The organism is Variovorax sp. RTB1, from assembly GCF_035018765.1.
GTDB lineage: Bacteria > Pseudomonadota > Gammaproteobacteria > Burkholderiales > Burkholderiaceae_C > Variovorax.
The window spans coordinates 67,335-85,141 of the sequence record NZ_JASJXG010000001.1 but is presented as its reverse complement, the minus strand read 5'-3'; the positions used below and the strand labels follow the sequence as shown (position 1 = coordinate 85,141).

General features: G+C 64.7%; 19 protein-coding genes and 1 pseudogene. 15 read left to right on the top strand and 5 right to left on the bottom strand.

From position 1 onward, the window contains the following. The first annotated feature begins 106 nt into the window (after window positions 1-106). From rutA to QN397_RS00385, 6 genes are all read left to right on the top strand, one after another. Window positions 107-1,219: a pyrimidine utilization protein A gene (gene rutA, locus QN397_RS00410; protein ID WP_323499741.1), complete on the top strand. Its 1,113-nt coding sequence runs from the start codon at window positions 107-109 to the stop codon at window positions 1,217-1,219. 48 nt (window positions 1,220-1,267) lie between these two features. Next, on the top strand, window positions 1,268-2,020 hold the full coding sequence (rutB, locus tag QN397_RS00405; protein WP_323499740.1) for a pyrimidine utilization protein B: 753 nt from the start codon (window positions 1,268-1,270) through the stop codon (window positions 2,018-2,020). Between the two features lie 36 nt (window positions 2,021-2,056). Then, entirely contained in the window at window positions 2,057-2,446 is a 390-nt protein-coding gene (gene rutC / locus QN397_RS00400) for a pyrimidine utilization protein C (protein ID WP_323499739.1), read from the top strand. A 38-nt stretch (window positions 2,447-2,484) separates the two neighbouring features. Beyond that, a complete protein-coding gene (gene rutD, locus QN397_RS00395; protein ID WP_323499738.1) occupies window positions 2,485-3,330 on the top strand; it encodes a pyrimidine utilization protein D in 846 nt (281 codons plus the stop codon). Then, complete coding sequence (locus QN397_RS00390) at window positions 3,327-3,917, top strand: malonic semialdehyde reductase (protein WP_323499737.1); 591 nt, start codon at window positions 3,327-3,329, stop codon at window positions 3,915-3,917. The genes rutD and QN397_RS00390 overlap by 4 nt, the downstream gene beginning before the upstream one ends. Window positions 3,918-4,020: 103 nt before the next feature. Continuing rightward, a complete protein-coding gene (locus QN397_RS00385; RefSeq protein WP_416352296.1) occupies window positions 4,021-4,482 on the top strand; it encodes a flavin reductase in 462 nt (153 codons plus the stop codon). Between the two features lie 41 nt (window positions 4,483-4,523). Here the strand turns inward: QN397_RS00385 and rutR are convergent, their stop codons facing one another. Then, window positions 4,524-5,291, bottom strand: coding sequence for an HTH-type transcriptional regulator RutR (gene rutR, locus QN397_RS00380; RefSeq protein ID WP_323499736.1), 768 nt, complete (start codon window positions 5,289-5,291; stop codon window positions 4,524-4,526). Between the two features lie 150 nt (window positions 5,292-5,441). Between rutR and QN397_RS00375 the strand changes: the two genes are divergently transcribed. The 7 genes from QN397_RS00375 to QN397_RS00345 all read left to right on the top strand — a co-directional run bounded on the left by QN397_RS00375 (window position 5,442) and on the right by QN397_RS00345 (window position 12,005). Next, window positions 5,442-6,443, top strand: coding sequence for an isopenicillin N synthase family dioxygenase (locus QN397_RS00375; RefSeq protein WP_323499735.1), 1,002 nt, complete (start codon window positions 5,442-5,444; stop codon window positions 6,441-6,443). Between the two features lie 13 nt (window positions 6,444-6,456). Next, window positions 6,457-6,843 (top strand): VOC family protein, encoded by a 387-nt coding sequence (locus QN397_RS00370; RefSeq protein ID WP_323499734.1) that lies wholly within the window; start codon window positions 6,457-6,459, stop codon window positions 6,841-6,843. A gap of 69 nt (window positions 6,844-6,912) precedes the next feature. Further along, on the top strand, window positions 6,913-8,001 hold the full coding sequence (locus QN397_RS00365; protein WP_409050846.1) for a BMP family ABC transporter substrate-binding protein: 1,089 nt from the start codon (window positions 6,913-6,915) through the stop codon (window positions 7,999-8,001). A gap of 19 nt (window positions 8,002-8,020) precedes the next feature. Further along, on the top strand, window positions 8,021-9,553 hold the full coding sequence (locus QN397_RS00360) for an ABC transporter ATP-binding protein (RefSeq protein ID WP_323499733.1): 1,533 nt from the start codon (window positions 8,021-8,023) through the stop codon (window positions 9,551-9,553). Further along, complete coding sequence (locus QN397_RS00355; RefSeq protein ID WP_323499732.1) at window positions 9,546-10,658, top strand: ABC transporter permease; 1,113 nt, start codon at window positions 9,546-9,548, stop codon at window positions 10,656-10,658. The genes QN397_RS00360 and QN397_RS00355 overlap by 8 nt, the downstream gene beginning before the upstream one ends. Then, window positions 10,655-11,605: an ABC transporter permease gene (locus QN397_RS00350; RefSeq protein ID WP_323499731.1), complete on the top strand. Its 951-nt coding sequence runs from the start codon at window positions 10,655-10,657 to the stop codon at window positions 11,603-11,605. Before QN397_RS00355 ends, QN397_RS00350 begins: the two co-directional genes overlap by 4 nt. 145 nt (window positions 11,606-11,750) lie before the next feature. Then, entirely contained in the window at window positions 11,751-12,005 is a 255-nt protein-coding gene (locus QN397_RS00345; protein ID WP_187053792.1) for a hypothetical protein, read from the top strand. Between the two features lie 45 nt (window positions 12,006-12,050). On the opposite strand, the pseudogene QN397_RS26725 reads toward QN397_RS00345, so the two are convergent. After that, a pseudogene (locus QN397_RS26725) lies at window positions 12,051-12,343 on the bottom strand (RcnB family protein); the annotation flags it as partial. A gap of 28 nt (window positions 12,344-12,371) precedes the next feature. Further along, window positions 12,372-13,268, bottom strand: a complete 897-nt coding sequence (locus QN397_RS00335) for a transporter substrate-binding domain-containing protein (protein WP_323499730.1) — start codon at window positions 13,266-13,268, stop codon at window positions 12,372-12,374. Window positions 13,269-13,454: 186 nt separating this feature from the next. Here QN397_RS00335 and QN397_RS00330 point away from each other — a divergent pair, with 186 nt between their 5' ends. Beyond that, window positions 13,455-14,699: a D-amino acid dehydrogenase gene (locus tag QN397_RS00330; protein ID WP_323499729.1), complete on the top strand. Its 1,245-nt coding sequence runs from the start codon at window positions 13,455-13,457 to the stop codon at window positions 14,697-14,699. On the opposite strand, the gene QN397_RS00325 is transcribed toward QN397_RS00330, so the two are convergent. Beyond that, window positions 14,696-15,292 carry a cob(I)yrinic acid a,c-diamide adenosyltransferase gene (locus tag QN397_RS00325; RefSeq protein ID WP_323496815.1) on the bottom strand — a complete coding sequence of 199 codons (597 nt, stop codon included), beginning with the start codon at window positions 15,290-15,292 and terminating at the stop codon, window positions 14,696-14,698. The genes QN397_RS00330 and QN397_RS00325 overlap by 4 nt on opposite strands. A 69-nt stretch (window positions 15,293-15,361) precedes the next feature. Between QN397_RS00325 and QN397_RS00320 the strand changes: the two genes are divergently transcribed. Further along, window positions 15,362-16,783: an FAD-binding oxidoreductase gene (locus QN397_RS00320; RefSeq protein ID WP_323499728.1), complete on the top strand. Its 1,422-nt coding sequence runs from the start codon at window positions 15,362-15,364 to the stop codon at window positions 16,781-16,783. Window positions 16,784-16,856: 73 nt separating this feature from the next. Here the strand turns inward: QN397_RS00320 and QN397_RS00315 are convergent, their stop codons facing one another. Beyond that, entirely contained in the window at window positions 16,857-17,804 is a 948-nt protein-coding gene (locus tag QN397_RS00315) for a ParB/RepB/Spo0J family partition protein (protein WP_323499727.1), read from the bottom strand. Between the last annotated feature and the right edge of the window lie 3 nt (window positions 17,805-17,807).

The following is a 17,807-nucleotide window of genomic DNA, read 5'->3' as shown; positions in this document are numbered from 1 at the left end:
CAGGCTGGCTTGACGTAGGTCGTTGATTTCATTGGTTTTATGACTTGGCACGCTGCATGCATGTAGCGTTTCCCATGTTCATCCTGCTGCGGCGAGGACCATTCCAATGAAAGTCGGCATCTTCATTCCCATCGGCAACAACGGCTGGTTGTTGTCCGAGAACGCACCCCAGTACAAGCCGAGCTTCGCGCTCAACAAAGAGGTCACGCTGAAGGCTGAGCACTACGGCCTGGACTTCGTGCTGTCGATGATCAAGCTGCGCGGCTTCGGCGGCAAGACCGAGTTTTGGGACCACAACCTGGAGTCGTTCACCCTCATGGCCGGGTTGGCCGCGGTGACCACCAAGATCAAGCTTTTCGCCACCGCCGCATCGCTGGTGATGCCGCCCGCTATCGTCGCGCGCATGGCGTCGACCATCGATTCGATCTCGGGCGGGCGCTTCGGCGTGAACCTGATCACCGGCTGGCAGAAGCCGGAGTATTCGCAGATGGGCCTGTGGCCGGGCGACGAGTTCTTCGCGACGCGCTACCAGTACCTGTCCGAGTACATCCAGGTGCTGCGCGAGCTGTGGACCACCGGGCAGTCCGACTTCAAGGGCGACCACTTCAAGATGGACGACTGCCGCCTGAGCCCGCAGCCACAAGCCGACATGAAGGTGATCTGCGCCGGCCAGAGCGACGCCGGCATGGATTTCTCGGCCGCGCATGCCGACTACAACTTCTGCTTCGGCAAAGGCGTGAACACGCCCAAGGCGTTCGCACCTTCGGCGCAGAAACTGATCGACGCGGCCGCCAAGACCGGCCGCAACGTGACGACCTACGTGCTCATCATGATCATCGCGGACGAAACCGACGAAGCGGCGCGTGCCAAGTGGGAACACTACAAGGCCGGCGCCGACCAAGGCGCGATCCAGTGGCTCGGCGTGCAGGGCGCGGCCGACACCAAGTCGGGCGCCGACACCAACGTGCGGCAGATGGCCGATCCGACCTCGGCCGTCAACCTGAATATGGGAACGCTGGTCGGCTCGTACGCCACCGTCGCGCGCATGCTCGACGAGATGGCGGAAGTGCCCGGCACCGAAGGCGTGTTGCTGACCTTCGACTATTTCGTCGAAGGCATCGAGGCCTTCGGCCAGCGCATTCAGCCGCTGATGAAGAGCCGCATCGACGTCGATACGCCGGTTCCCTCCGCGGTGCAGGATGAAGCGATCGCTGCTTGAATTGAATCGCGCTGCCACTGCATCACCCAGGATCCGAAGGACATCGCCATGACCACCGTCGCCCCGAAGAACACCACGATCACGTCGACCACGCCGGTCGGCGTGCCGAGCCTTCCCGGCGCGCCGGCACCGCTGGTGCTGCCCGCGCGGCCCGAACCGGTCGCGCTGCACGCAGCCAACTCGGCACTCATCGTGGTCGACATGCAGAACGCCTATGCGTCGCTCGGCGGCTACGTCGACTCGGCGGGCTTCGACATCTCGGGCGCGCAGGGCACCATCGCCATCATCGCACGCACCATCGAGGCGGCACGCGCGGCCGGCATCCTCGTCGTGTTCTTGCAGAACGGCTGGGATGCAGGCTACGTCGAAGCCGGTGGTCCAGGCTCGCCCAACTGGTACAAATCGAACGCACTCAAGACCATGCGCAAGAAGCCGGAGTTGCAAGGCAAGTTCCTTGCAAAAGGCGGCTGGGACTACGAGCTCATCGACGCGATGAAGCCGCAGGCCGGCGACATCGTCATCCCCAAGACACGCTACAGCGGCTTCTTCAACAGCACGCTCGACAGCACGCTGCGGGCTCGCGGCATTCGCAATCTGGTGTTTACCGGCATCGCGACCAACGTGTGCGTCGAGTCGACCTTGCGCGACGCCTTCCACCTCGAATACTTCAGCGTGATGCTGGAAGACGCAACGCACGAACTCGGCGGCGCGGCGATCCAGAAGGCGACGGTCTACAACGTCGAGACCTTCTTCGGCTGGGTCTCCACCGTCGAAGAATTCTGCAAGACCGTCAGCGCCTGACAGTGCCTTAGATCCGACTTATCCCCAGGAGCATCCATGCCCAAGCAAGCCATCATCCCGCCCGGCACCACCACGCCGATCGCGCCTTTCGTGCCCGGCACCATGGCCGACGGCATCGTCTACGTGTCGGGCACGCTGCCCTTCGACAAGGACAACAACGTGGTCCACGTGGGCGACGCCACGCTGCAAACGCGCCATGTGCTGGAGACCATCAAGAGCGTGATCAGCACGGCCGGCGGCACGATGGACGACGTGACTTTCAACATGATCATGATCAAGGACTGGGCCGACTACCCCAAGGTCAATGCGGTCTACGCCGAGTACTTTCCGGGCGTGAAGCCAGCGCGCTATTGCATCCAGTGCGGCCTGGTCAAGCCGGAGGCGCTGATCGAGATCGCGTCCATCGCGCACGTCGGCAAGCCCTGACTGCAGTCCGGCTCACATGAATTTTCCATGCCCCTGAAATGACTTTGCACTTCGAAGTCCACGGCGTCGACTCGGACGCACCCAGCGTGCTGATGTCGTCCGGCCTCGGTGGTTCGGCTGGCTTCTGGCGTCCGCAGTTGCCCGGCCTGGTCGCCGCCGGCTGGCGCGTGGTGGTGTACGACCAGCGCGGCACCAACCGCAGCCCCGGCGTGCTGCCCGACGACTACGCCATCGCCGACATGGCGCGTGACGTGGTCGAAGTGCTGGATGCCAGCGGCACGGCACGCTGTCACCTCGTCGGTCATGCGCTCGGCGGGCTTGTCGGCTTGCAGTTGGCACTCGATGCGCCGGAGCGCGTCGCGAGCCTGGTACTCATCAACGCATGGTCCAGGCCGAACCCACATTCAGCGCGTTGTTTCGACGCCCGCATCGCCTTGCTCGCCGGCTCGGGCCGACGCGCCTATGTCGAGGCGCAGCCGATCTTTTTGTACCCGGCCGCTTGGAGCGCGGCGCATGCAGAGCACGTGGCCGCCGAAGTCGATCACGCTTACGACAACTTTCCGGGCGACGCCAACCTGCTTGCGCGCATCGGCGCGTTGCGCGCATTCGATGTGGATGCGCGGCTGGGTGACATCGGCGTACCGGCCCTGGTCGCGACCGCTACCGACGACGTACTCGTGCCGTGGACCTGCTCGCAGCGGCTGGCCGATGGCTTGCCGAACGCGACGATGGAGCGCGTCGTACATGGCGGTCACGCGCACAACGTGACCGAAGCCGATGCCTTCAATCCGGTGCTGCTCAAGTTCCTCGCGCAACAAACGCAGCAGCAAGAACAGCCAACGCATAACCAACCTGACGCGACTTTCAGCGGACAACGCAAATGACACAGACCCTCGACCACGCCACACTGGCCACCCTCTTCACCGAGGCCCGCACCCACAACGGCTGGACCGACGCACCGGTGTCCGACGAGTTGCTGAAGAGCGTCTACGACCTGACCCGCATGGCGCCGACTTCGGCCAACTGCTCGCCAGCGCGCTTCGTGTTCGTGCGCACGCCCGAAGGCAAGGCGAAGCTCTCGCCGGCGTTGTCCAAAGCCAACCATCACAAGACGATAAGCGCACCGGTCACGGTGATCTGTGCGTGGGACAAGCTTTTCTACGACAAGCTCCCTGCCCTGTTTCCGCATGCCGATGCACGCGCCTGGTTCACCGGCAGCGCCGAAGCCGCGCACGAGACCGCGTTCCGCAACGCCTCGATGCAGGCCGGCTACTTTTTGTTGGCAGCGCGTGCGCTCGGGCTCGACTGCGGTCCGATGTCGGGCTTCGACAAGGCCGTGGTCGACGCCGCGTTCTTCGAAGGCACGAGCTGGTCGGTCAACCTGCTGATCAACCTCGGCCACGGTGATGCGAGCAAGGTGTTCGGCCGCTTGCCGCGCCTGGCGTTTGACGAAGCCTGCGTGCTGGCCTGACGTCATGCCTTGCACGACCATGCCCGTGCCCGTGCCCTTGTCCGAGGTGCCAGCACCGTCCGAGCGCGAGGTAGCACTCGAGCGCAGCGACTTTCGCAATGCGATGTCACGGCTCGGCGCAGCGGTGAACATCATTACCACCGATGGCCCTGCAGGCCGCGCGGGGTTCACCGCATCGGCGGTGTGCAGCGTGACGGACGAGCCGCCGACCCTGCTCATCTGCCTCAATCGCACCGCCTCGGTGTACCCGGCCTTCCGGGCCATTGGCGTGCTGTGCGTCAACGTGCTGGGCGCGGGACAGCGAGCGCTCTCAAGTGTCTTTGGCGGCAAGACGCCGATGGACGAACGTTTTGCCGGCTCGCAGTGGGAGCGAGGCGCCACCGGTTCGCCGGTGCTCGAAGGCGCCTCCGTGTCCTTCGACTGCCGCGTCACCAGCAGCACCAGCGTCGGCACGCACGACGTGCTGTTCTGCGAGGTCGTGGCGGTGGCGATGGGCGAAGCGGCGCATGGGCTCATCTACTTCGATCGCCGCTATCACGACATCGTGACGCCACCGGCCCACTGAGCCGGCTCGGGACAAAAGGCCGAGTCCGATTTCGCGTCCGTTCAGTTCTTCGCGGCCGACAGGATGCCCTGCAGCACGATGCGCTGCACGTTCTCCACCGCCTCTTCGAAGAACGCCGGATCGTCGAGCGTGCGGCCGGTGATGGCTTGCACCTGCACGCCGAAATCGGCGTAATGCTGCGTGGTCGCCCACAGCGCGAAGATCAAGTGATGCGGGTCGACAGGCGCCAGCTTGCCGGCCGCGACCCACTCCCTGATGACCTCCGATTTGCGGTCGACCAGATCGCGCAGTTCACGCCCCAGTTCGTCGCGCAATAACGGTGCGCCCTGAATCATTTCGAGGCAGAACAGCCGCGATGCGTCGGGCTGATCGCGCGAGATCACCAGCTTGCGTCGGATGTAGTGGCCGATGGCTTCACGCGGGTCTTGCTCGGCGCTGAAACCGCGCAAGGGTTCGAGCCATACGGCAAGCAGTTCGCGCAACACGCTCACGTACAGCTCTTCCTTGTTGGCGAAGTAATAGAGCAGATTGCTCTTGGAGACATCGGCCCGCGCTGCCACCTGATCGACGCTGGTGCCATGCAGGCCAAAGCGCGAGAACAGCCCCAATGCGGCAGCAAGGATCACGCTGCGCTTGTCTTCGATCTGGCGCAGCCGGCGGTTCACCGCGGCCACGCTGCGCACGCCGGGTGTGCGCAGCGCTTGCCCGCGCTGCGACGGCTTGGTGGCGGGCGTCGACTTGACGACCTTGGCCGTCTTGGTCATCTTGGCATTGGCCGCCTTCACCGCTCCTCCGGATGTCTTCGGCATGGGCTGCTGCTTTCTTGTTTCTGCATGCCGTGCTGCTTGCATGACGCGGGCCAGTTTGCCGCATTTGTCCATTTGGTCCAACTGGCACAAACGTTGCATGTCACTGCCGCTGCAGCGCACCGGTTCGCGCTCTTCAAAAGGATTCGAAGCATGACCCTGCTGACCGTACCCATCATCGATCTCGCGCCCTACTTCGAGGGCACCGAACAAGGCCGCGCCGAGGTCGCACGCAAGGTCGACGAGGCTTCGCGCAGCATCGGCTTTCTGGTCATCACGCACCACGGCATTTCGCCCGAATTGATCGCACGCGTGTCCGAGCTGTCGCGCCAGTTTTTCGCGTTGCCGCTGGCCGACAAGCGCCGCGTCGACCGGCCGCGCGAAGACGCGGTGCGCGGCTACAGCGCGGTCGGCGAAGAAGGTTTGTCGTACAGCCTGGAAGAAGCGACACCCGGCGACTTGAAGGAGTCGTTCTCGGTCGGTCCGTCGAACGTGCCGGACGACGAGTACCACCGCGGCAAGGCGGCCGGCCCGCACTTCGAGCCCAACAGCTGGCCCGACATCCCGGGCTTCCGCGAAGCGTACGAGGAATACTTCGAGGCGATGAGCGAACTCTCGCGCTCGCTGATGCGCATCTTCGCGCTGGGCCTGAAGCTGCCGGAGCGTTTCTTCGACGACAAGATCGACGAACACATCAGCATGTTCCGCGTGCTGAGTTACCCGCCACAGAAAGAAGCCCCGTTGCCGGGCCAGTTGCGTGCCGGTGCGCACAGCGACTACGGCAGCCTGACGGTGGTGCTGCCCGACGACAAGGGACTGCAGGTGCTCAACAAGGCCGGCCAGTGGGTCGACGTGCCCCAGGTCGAAGGTGGCCTCGTCGTCAACATCGCCGACTTGATGATGCAGTGGACCAACGACCAGTGGCTGTCGACCATGCACCGCGTGGTCAACCCGCCTTTCGAGGCGGCGAGCACCAACCGCCGCCAGTCGCTGGTGTTCTTTCACCAGCCCAACTACGACGCGATGGTCGAGTGCCTGCCGAGCTGTCTGGCACCTGGCGGCAAGCCGACGTACGCGCCCATTTCTTCAGGCGACCACCTGATGTCGAAGTTCGTGAAACAGACGACCTTCGGCGGTACCAAGGTCGCGGCCTGAGGCGCAGCTTTCGATGGCCCATCTTTCCTACGTCAACGTCTTTGCGAAAGACGTTCTCGCGCTCAGCGGCTTCTATCAACGCGTCTTCGGCTTCCCTGAAATCGAGGCGATTCGCTCGCCGATTTTTCGTGGGCTCGACACCGGTAAATCGAGCCTCGGCTTCAACGCGCTCGAAGCGTACGAGCTGCTGCACCTGGCCGAGTTCTCCGACACGCGCGGCGTCAAGTTCCTGCTCAACATCGATGTCGACAGCCAGGCCGATGTCGACCGCATGGTGCCGATCGCAGTGACCGCCGGCGCGACGCTGATCAAGGCGCCTTACGTCACTTACTACCACTGGTACCAGTCGGTGCTGCTCGACCCGGAAGGCAACGTCTTCCGCATCAACTTCATGATGTGACGCGGCCTCGGCGACTGTCCCCTTCTTCTCTTCTCGATGTCTTCAACGCTCACCACCAAAGGCCTGACCATGTTCCGCAAAACCGCCCCGTACGCCCTCGTGGCGCTGACCGCCTGCACCGTGCTCGTCGCGCCGGCCATGGCCGACGGCTTCACGCTCAAGGGCGAGCCCAAGATCGCGATGATCTATTTCGGCCCGAAGAACGACGGCGGCTGGACGCAGGCTTTCGACGAGGCGCGTATCAAGGTCGAGGCTGCGACCGGCAAGAAGATCCAGTTCGTCGAGAACGTGCCCGAAGACGCGTCGGCCATCAAGCCGGCGGCCGAGCGCTTCATTTCGCGCGGCGCGAACATCATCATCGGCACCGCCTTCGGCTACTCCGACACCTTCAAGGAACTGGCTGCCAAGTACCCGGACGTCGCGTTCCTCAACGGCTCGGGCACCACCAACGGCAGCAACCTCGAATCGTTCTACGGCCGCACCTACGAGAGCCAGTACCTGTGCGGCATGGCGGCCGGCGCGGCATCCAAGTCGGGCAAGCTCGGTTTCGTGGCGGCCAACCCCTTCGGCGTGGTGAACTGGACCGTCAACGCCTTTGCGCTCGGTGCGCAAAAGATGAACCCGAACGCCACCGTCAACGTGATCTACACCGGCGCATGGAACGACCCGGTGAAGGAGCGCGCGGCCGCCATGGCGTTGATCGACCAGGGTGCCGACGTCATCGGCCAGCACGTGGATTCGCCGACACCGCAGATCGTCGCGCAGGAGCGCGGCGTGTACGGCACCGGCCACCATCGTGATCTGCGCCAGTTCGCGCCCAAGGCCACGCTGTGCTCGTCGGTCTGGGTCTGGGACAAGTTCCTGACGCCCGAGCTGAAGAAGATCATGGCCGGCAACTGGACGCCTTCGCAATACGGCGCCTTCATCGAGATGAAGGACGGCGGCACCGACATCGCGGGCTTCGGCGCGGGCGTGCCCAAGGACAAGGCCGCGATGATCACCGCCGAGCGCGACGCCATCCTCAAGGGCAAGCAGATCTACGCCGGCCCGCTGAAAGACCGCGACGGCAAGGAGCGCGTGGCTGCGGGCGGCACGCTGTCGGATGCCGACCTGTGGAAGATGGACTGGTACGTCAAGGGCGTGGTTACGCAAAAGTAAGCGCAGGACATTCAGCGTCATGGCGACCGCGCTGCAGCTCACCGGCATCTGCAAATCGTTCGACGGTTTCAAGGCGCTGATCGACGCGGACTTCAGCGCGCGCTGGGGCGAGGTGCATGCGCTGCTCGGCGAGAACGGCGCTGGCAAGTCGTCGCTGATGAACATCGCGGCCGGCCTCTATGCGCCGGAGTCGGGCCAGCTGCTGGTCGACGACAACGCAGTGCGGCTCGACGGCCCACGCGATGCGGCGCGGCATCACATCGGCATGGTGCACCAGCACTTCAAGCTGGTGAAGCCTTTCACCGTGGCCGAGAACATCCTGCTCGGGCATCCGCTCGCATCGAGTGAAGGCAGTCATCGCAAGCGGCTCGGCATGCTCGAAGCGCAGATCCGCGCGAAGGCCGACGAGCTCGGCTTCGCCATCGATCCGCGGCAATGCACGGAGCGGCTGTCGATCGCCGAACAGCAGCGCGTCGAGATCCTGAAAGTGCTGCTCGCGGGCGCCCGCATCCTGATCCTCGACGAGCCGACCGCGGTGCTGACCGACCGCGAAGCCGAACGCTTGCTGTCGACGGTGCAGGCGCTGGCGCGCAGCGGTTCTGCCGTCGTGCTGGTGACGCACAAGATGGCCGACGTGAGGCGCTATGCCGACCGCGTGACGGTGATGCGCGGTGGCCGCACGGTGAAGACCGTCGACCCGAAGCAGACCGCGGTGGCCGAGCTGGTGCAGCTCACCGTCGGCGACTCGATCGCGCACTCGACCCTGCGACCGCAGCGCTCGCAGGCCGGTGCGGCGCGGCTTACCGTGCGCGGCTTGCGCACGGCTGCGGCCAAGGTCGTCGGTGATGCGCGGCCTGCCCTCGATGGCGTCGACCTCACGCTGCACGCCGGCGAGATCTACGGTCTGGCCGGCGTCGGCGGCAACGGTCAAAGCGAACTCGCCGCCGCGTTGATGGGACTCGACTCGACGATCGATGGCGACATCACGCTGGAGGATTTCGGCGACTTGAAGGCCGCCTCGAATGCGCAACGGCGCGCGTTGCAGTTCGCCGCCATCCCGGCCGATCGCTATGGGCTCGCATTGGCCGGGGCCTTGTCGGTGGCGGAGAACTTCGGCATCGGCCAGGTGCATGGCGGGCGCTACGGCTCGCCGTGGCGGCTCGACACCACGCAACTCCAAGCCGATGCGAAGGCCGCCGTGGAACAGTTCGACGTGCAGGGCGTCCGCAACCTGGACCAGAAGGCGGCATTGCTTTCGGGTGGCAACGCGCAGAAGCTGGTGCTGGCGCGCGAGTTCGGCCGTACGCCGCGCGTCGTGCTGGCGCACAGCCCGAGCCGCGGGCTCGACGTGCGCGCCGGTGCCGAGGTGCATGCGCGGCTGCTGGCCGCGCGCGATGCCGGCGCAGCGGTGCTGCTCATCAGTGAAGACCTGGACGAAGTGCTGGCGCTGGCCGATCGCGTCGGCGTGATGACGCGCGGGCGCATCGTGGCGGAGTTCGATCAGCCGGCCGATCGGCAAGCCGTGGGACAGGCAATGGTCGACCATGGCTGAGCTCGCGGTGGACGCATCGACCGCCACGACCGTGGCACGGCAGCCGTTCGCAAGCCGGCGCTTCGCATTGGAGAGCCGGCAGCAGATGGGATGGCTGTCGCAGGCCGCGATCCTCGTTGTGTCGCTCGCCATCGGCATGGGCATCTCCGCGGCCATATTGGTCGCGGCGGGCGTGCCCGCGAACGAGCTGCTCAACGAGTTCGTGCTGCAGACGCTGTTCGACAAGCAAAGCCTGATGGCGGTGCTGTTCCAGGCGGCGCCGATGGTCCTCGTCGGCATCGCGGCCTCGATGTCGTTTCGTGCGCGCTTCTGGAACCTCGGGCTCGAAGGCCAGATGATCTGGGGCGCCATCGGTGCGACGGCCATCTCGTTCTTCGACCTCGGGCCGCCGACCCTGCGCTTGCCGCTGATGCTGCTCATGGCGATCGGGCTCGGGCTCTCGTGGGCAGTGGCACCCGCGCTGCTCAAGCTGAAGCTCGGCGTCAACGAAATCATCTCGACGCTGATGCTCAACTACATCGCCGGCTACTTCCTGCTGCACCTCGTCTACGGCGCATGGAAAGACCCGAAGGATTCGTTCCCGTATTCGCCGCAGTTCCGCGCCTTCGAGCGGTTGCCCGAATGGTTCGGCAATGTGAGCACCGCGGCGATCGGCCTCGCGCTGATCGTTGCCGTGCTGGCGTGGTGGTTCGTCGGCATCAGCCGTGCGGGGCTGTACCTGCGCTTCGTCTATGCCAACCCGCGCATGGCCGACGCGGTGGGCGTGCCGGTGCGCCGGATGATTCTGTCGGCGGTGCTCGTGTCGGGCGCGCTGTCGGGCATCGCGGGGTTCGTGGTGGTGGCGGGACAGGAGGGCCGGCTGACGCAGGCCTTCTACGCGGGCTACGGTTTCTCCGGCATCCTGATCGCCTTCCTCGCGCGCAACAATCCGTTGGCCGCGACGGTGGTTGCGGTGCTGGTCGCAGCGCTCTTCGTGGCGGGGCGCAACCTGCAGGTGTTCTATCAAATCCCGTTCTCGATGGTGCAGCTGATCCAGGCGATCGTGGTGATCTGCGTGGCTTCGTCGGACTTCTTCATCCGGCACCGGATACGGCGCGTCCGATGAGTGCTTTTGCGATCGCTACCAATTGGTTAGGCAACGCGCCGGACTTTGCAGTGCCTTATGCGTTGGCCGCACTCGGGCTCATTCTCACCGAGCGATCGGGCGTGCTGTCGCTCGGCGCCGAAGGCTTGATGCTGGTCGGCGCGCTGGCCGGCATCGGCGCGCAGATCGCTTTCGGGCATCCCGCTCTTTCGCTCGTCATCGCCATGCTGGCGGCGAGCGCGGTGTCGATCCTGTTCGCCGTCATGACGATCCTTCTGCGCGTGAACCAGGTCATCGCCGGGCTGGCGCTGGTCTTCTTTTGCCAGGGGCTTACCAGTCTCGCCGGCACGCTGTTCGGCTGGACCAATGTGGCGGTGACCAGCTTCAGTGCGCTGCCGTTGTGGCCGTTGTCGGAGCTGCCGCTGGTGGGCCGGCTCTTCACGCAGAACATCGTGGTGTACCTCACGCTGCCGATCTTCATCGCGGTGGTCTGGTACCTCACGCGCACCAGCGCCGGACTGCGCATGCGCGCGGTCGGCGAGAACCCGCAGGCGGCCGATGCGGCCGGCATCAGCGTCGGGGCATGGCGCTTCGCTGCAGTGCTCGCTGGGGCGGCGCTGGTCGGGTTAGCGGGCGCCTACATCTCTGTCGTGAGCACCAAGCTCTGGATCGCCGGCATGACCGGTGGGCGCGGCTGGATCGCAGTCGGCCTCGTGATCTTCGCGCGCTGGTCGCCATGGAAAGCGCTGGCTGGCGCGGTGCTGTTCGGCTGCATCGAAGCGTTGATTCCGCAGCTCGCCGCGGCCGGCGTGCAGCTGCCTCAGTACTTCGTGTCGATGACGCCATACGCCATTACGCTCGCCGTGATGATCTGGGTCGCGGTTGCACGAAAGAGTGACACGGGCGGGACCAACGACGGCGAACCCGGTGCATTGGGCGAGCCTTACCTGCGGGAAGAAAGACGATGACCACCGCGAAACACATGGAATCACAGGATCTGTGGGCCCATTGGCACAGTGCCGCGCTGCGGACAGTGCAGCGCCAAATAAGTCCGCGACAGCCGCTAAGGCAAGCGTACATTGGTACACAGTACTGCTCCCGAAATGGATCGTCATGCCACTGCGCCGCCCTCTAGTTGCCCCGAAGGATTTCGTTTCTGCTGAAACCATCCGGCGCGATCGTCTCAGGCTGGCTTTGCCGGCAACTGTCGCCATGCTCCGTGAGCGGCACGCCGACCAGATCGACGTCGACGACATCGAAGCCTACGTCGCTCTCAACTGGCTCGAGTGGCAGGGTGGCGGCCTCCGGCTGACGATCACCGGCAAGAACGTCTGCGCGCAGATGGCGCCGGCTGCTGTCGCCGATTAGCGCAGCTCGAAGTGGATACGGTCCACTGCCCGCACACCGCTGCGACTACTGATTCGAGATGATCTGCGCGATCAGCCCGGTCGCGATGGCTGCGAGCACGAAGTCACCGCCGACACCGACCCACTGGTAACCGCGCGGAGGCGCATTAAGGTGGTTGCCGCGCCAGTCGTTGACTACGTAATGCGGCCACGGTATTCCATCGGTACGCGGCCACCGCGACGCCATTCGGCATGCGGCTGCGGGAAGCCGCCGCGATCGAACTGGCTGCCGGGGCGATAGTCCTGATGTCCGTAGCGGCCGTCGTCATGACGGTCGAAATGATCACGTGGCTGATGCCGTTGCTATTGCTGGTATTGCTGATCGCGGTCAAGTCGCCGGCTTGTCGCTCGGCGTCTTGATGTTGTCCTTCAGTTCCTTGCTCATCGGCAGCCCGATGGGCAGGTTCTTCGGCGCGATGGGCTGCATGAACCACTTGTCGTAGAGCTTGTCGAACTGGCCCGACTTCATCAAGCCGGTGATGACGCCGTCGACCAGCGCCTTGTACTGCGGATCGTCCTTGGGCAGCATGCAGGCGTACGGCTCGACCTGCAGCGCTTCGCCGACGACTTCGAGGTCGGCCGGGGTTTTGGAGTTCGACTTCAACCCGTACAGCAGGATGTCGTCCATCGCGAAAGCCGTGGCGCGATCGCTCTCCACCAGCAGCAACGAATCGGAATGGTCCTTGCCCATCACGATGTCGATGTCGAGGTTCTTGTCGGTGCTGTATTTGCGCACGACCTGAACGTTGGTCGTGCCGGTCGTGATGGCGACCTTCTTGCCCTTGAGGTCCGGGTAGTCCTTGATGCCTGCGCCCTTCTTCACGAGCAGCCGCGTGCCGGTATAGAAATGGTTGATGGCAAAGGCGACGTCCTTGGCGCGCGCCGAGTTGTTGGTGGTGGAGCCGCACTCCAGATCGAGCGTGCCGTTGGTGATGAGCGGGATACGGTTTTGCGACGTCACCGCCATCAGTCCGACTTCCAGATTCGGCTTGCCCAGTTTTTGCTTGACCGCTGCGACGATGGCGTTCGTCAGCTCGACCGAGAAACCGACGGGTTTCTCAGGACCGTCGAGGTAGCTGAAAGGCACCGACGATTCGCGGTAGGCCACAGTCATCTTGTTGGCTGCGGCAATCTTCGCAAGCGTGTCGGCAGCATGCGCGCCGGTGGTGGCGGCGAGTGCGGCGGCAACGGCCAGCACGGCGGTCGTGAGGGCAGAAAGTTTCATGGAGACCTCTTTGGAAAATTGAACGAACAAGAAACTTGGGAAGAGCTCGGCAGTACGCAAGGCGGGTGCCAACATGTCCCGTGACACTGCACACGCCAGATCCGCACTGCGTCGCAGCTCATCATTAGCCAAGCTCGCGAGGTCGAGCGCATCGGCATTTTCCAGAACGAAGGAACGAGGACATCCATGCACATTTGCGTGCTCGGCGCAGGCATCGTCGGACTGGCCACGGCCTGGCAACTGCAGCGCGACGGCCATCAGGTCACGGTGATCGATCGTGCTGCGCCGGGCGAAGGCGCGAGTGCCGGCAACGGCGCGCAGCTGAGCTACTCGTATGTGGCGCCGCTGGCCGATCCGTCGATCTGGCGACAGTTGCCGCACTTGTTGTTCTCGCCTTCGTCGCCGCTGAAGCTGCGCCCGAAACTCGATCCGCAGCAGTGGCGTTGGGGCCTCGCGTTCCTGGCTGCCTGCAATGCCCCCATGGCCGCTGCCAGCACTGCGCGTCTGCTCGCGCTGGCCGCAGCGAGCCGCGCCGTGTTCGACAGCGTGCGCGCCGAACTGCCGGCCGACATCGACTTCTCTGCCACCGGCAAGCTGGTGCTGTACCGCAGTGCCGATGCGCTCGAAGGCGCACGTCGCCAGATCGATCTGCAGCGCGCTTTGGGCTCGGCGCCACAGCGGCTGGTATCGAACGAAGAGGTCATCGCCATCGAGCCTGCGCTCGCCGGCTATCACCGGCAAATCGCGGGGGCGGTGCACACGCCCAGTGAGTGCGCGGCCGATTGCCTCAAGGTATGCCGGGCGCTCGAACAAGTGCTGCGCGCGCGTGGCGTTGTCTTCTCGTTGGGTGCGGACATCGAAGGCTTCGACCTGAATAGAGGGAGCCAGCGAGGCCGCGTGCAGGCTGTGCAAGCCGCCGGAGGCCCGGTGCAGGCAGACGCCTTCGTGATGGCCCTGGGAAGCGCCTCGGCGCGCTTTGGACGCCAGCTTGGCGCCTACCTGCCGGTGTACCCGCTGAAGGGCTACAGCATCACCCTCGACGTCGACAACTCGCCCGGCGCAGCGCCGACAGTGAACGTGACCGACAGCGCGCGCAAGACGGTGTTCGCACGCATCGGCTCACGGCTGCGCGTGGCCGGCATGGCGGAGATCGTCGGCCACGACAGCCGCATTCCTGAAGGCCGCATCGACACGATGGTCGCCGCGACGAGAGCATTGTTCCCGCACTGCAGCGACTTTATTCAGCTCGCCCCGTGGACAGGCATGCGCCCGGCTACACCGACCGGCGTGCCGATCATCGGCAGCGTCGATGGCGCACCCGACAACATGTTCTTCAACACCGGGCACGGCGCGTTGGGGTTCACGCTGGCTTTCGGCTCGGCGGTCGAGCTTGCGTCGAGACTGTCTCCTGCGGTTGCGGCAAGAAGCTAAGCCGTCGGCGCACCATCTTCGGCTGCGCCATCCGCCGCCGCACGCGCCATCCGCTCGCTCTTCCAGTAGACATCGTCGCCGCCGTCCATCCGGTTCAAGACCCGCGACAGCACGAAGAGCAGGTCGCTGAGCCGATTCAGGTACTGCCGCAGCGCATCGTTGATCTCGGTTGCCGCACCCAGTGAAACGACCGCACGCTCGGCGCGCCGCGCGACTGTGCGGCACACATGCGCAAGCGAGGCCGCGCGCGTGCCCGCCGGCAAGATGAACTCCGCCAATCGTGGCAACACCGCGTTGTGCTCGACCAGCGCGTTGTCGATCTGCAGCAGTGCCTCCGGCTTCAGCAGCGTGTAGCCCGGCATCGAAAGCTCGCCGCCCAGGTTGAAGAGCTGGTGCTGGATGTCGACCAGCAGTTCGCGCACGTTGTCCGGCATCGCCTCGCACAGCAGCACGCCGATCTGCGAATTCAACTCGTCGACGTCGCCCATGGCGTGCACGCGCAGGTGGTCTTTGGGCACGCGCGTGTTGTCGCCCAAGCCGGTGGTGCCGTCGTCGCCAGTGCGAGTTGCGATCTGAGTGAGGCGGTTGCCCATGGTCGTGTCTTTCTGCTGTGGAGTTTTGCGGTAGGTTCATAGAATGGTAGACCGCCTCCGGAGACATCCATGAACGCACCCACCGCCCTCGCCCATCTGACGCCTGAATTGGCGTTGCGCAACACACCCGACGCATTGATCGACGCGTTGAAGGCGCGCTTCGGCACCAACTGTTCCACGGCGCTCGCCGTGCGAACGCAACATGGGCGCGACGAGTCGTCGTTCGAGGCGCCACCGCCGTCGGCAGTGGTGTTCGCCGAATCGACGCAGGACGTCGCCGACGCAGTCACGCTCGCGAGCGGATACAGCGTGCCGGTCATTCCGTTCGGCGTCGGCTCGTCGCTCGAAGGCCATCTACTCGCCGTGCAGGGTGGCATCAGCATCGACGTGTCGCGCATGAACAAGGTGCTTTCGATCAACGCTGACGACCTGACGGTGACGGTGCAGCCGGGCGTCACGCGCAAGGCGCTCAACGAAGAGATCAAGAGCACCGGCCTGTTCTTTCCCATCGACCCGGGCGCCGACGCATCGATCGGCGGCATGACCGCCACCCGCGCCAGCGGCACCAACGCGGTCCGCTACGGCACGATGCGCGAGAACGTGTTGGCGCTCGAAGTGGTCACGGCCGGTGGCGAGGTCATTCGTACCGGCACGCGCGCAAAGAAATCATCTGCAGGCTACGACCTCACCCGCCTGATGGTCGGCAGCGAAGGCACGCTCGGCGTCATCACCGAAATCACGCTACGCATCTATCCGTTGCCCGAGGCGGTGTCGGCGGCGATCTGCTCGTTTCCGAGCATCGAGGCGGCTGTGCGCACGACCATCGAGATCATCCAGCTGGGCGTTCCGATCGCACGGGTCGAACTGATCGACGTGAACACGGTGCGCATGGTCAACGCGTACTCGAAACTCACGCTGCGCGAAGAGCCGTTGCTGCTGATGGAATTTCATGGCTCCCCGGCCAGCGTAAAAGAACAGGCGGAGACGGTGCAGGAGCTCGCCAGCGGCCACGGCGGCAATGCCTTCGAATGGGCCAGCACGCCGGAAGAACGCACGCGGCTGTGGGCGGCGCGTCACAACAGCTACTTCGCGGCGATTCAGTCGCGGCCAGGCTGTCGGGCGATTTCGACCGATACCTGCGTGCCGATCTCCCGGCTGGCCGACTGCCTGCTCGAGTCGGTGGCCGAGGTCGACGCCAGCGGCATCCCGTACTTCCTCGTCGGCCACGTTGGCGATGGCAACTTCCACTTCGGCTATCTGATCGACCCCAACGATGCCGAAGAGCGCACCAAGGCCGAGGCGCTGAACCATGCGCTGGTGATGCGCGCGATCGAACTGGAAGGCACCTGCACCGGCGAGCACGGCATCGGGCTGCACAAGATGGACTTTCTCGTGACCGAGGCGGGCGCGGGAGCGGTGGGCATGATGCGGACGATCAAACGGGCGCTGGACCCGAAGAACATCATGAATCCAGGAAAAATCTTCCGCTAGAGATTTCGCTCGCTCATCTTCTCCTTGCCGGAGCGGTTGTCGATAAGGGCCAGCAGCGCGCTGGCTTCCTTTCCTATGCCATTCGACGTAGGCGATCGATCAACCCATTCAGCGCCTCGAGCGTGCCGAAATGGATCGCAAGCTCACCGCTCTGCTCCACTTGCCCGCCGCGCTTGGTGCGCTTCTTGAGCCGGACTTCGACTTCGGCTGTGAGCAGGTCGGCCAGCTCTTCTTCGACGCGCTGCAAGTCGCGAGACTTCTCGCCCGCTGCGCTGCCGTGGCGCGGCGAAGGCGACAGGCTGAACTCGGCCGCCAGCTTTTTGACCAGGGCTTCAGCTTCCCTAACCGACATCTTCTTTGCGGCGATCTGGTTGGCAGCGGTGATCTGCGTGCCACGATCGAGCGACAGCAAAGCCCGCGCGTGACCCATGTCGATGTCGCCCGCCATCAGCATGGCCTGCGCCGGCTCGGCCAGATTGAGCAAGCGCAGCAAGTTGCTCGCCGCACTTCTTGAACGGCCTACAGCCTGCGCCGCAGCTTCGTGAGTGAGCCCAAACTCAGCCACCAGCCTTTGCAGGCCTTGAGCCTCTTCCAGCGGGTTGAGGTCTTCACGCTGAATGTTCTCGATGAGCGACATCGCCGCCGCCGCTTCGTTGGGCACGTCGCGCACCAGCACCGGCACGCTGTCGAGACCAGCCAGTTTGGCTGCGCGGTAGCGACGTTCACCCGCGATGATTTCGAATTCTGCGTTCTTCGCGTCTGCCGATTCGGCGTCTAGCCGACGTACGAGGATCGGCTGCATGATGCCTTGAACCTTGATGCTCTCGGCCAATTCGTACAGCGCGCCCTTGTCCATGCGCGTGCGTGGCTGGTAGACGCCGGGCACCATTTGATCGAGCCTTAGCACGGTCGGGTTGTGCGCAATGCCGTTTCCGTCGAGGCTATCGCTGGCTGAAGATGCGGTCGGACCGAGCAAGGCTTCGAGTCCGCGGCCAAGGCCTTTGAGTTTTTTGGTGACCATGGT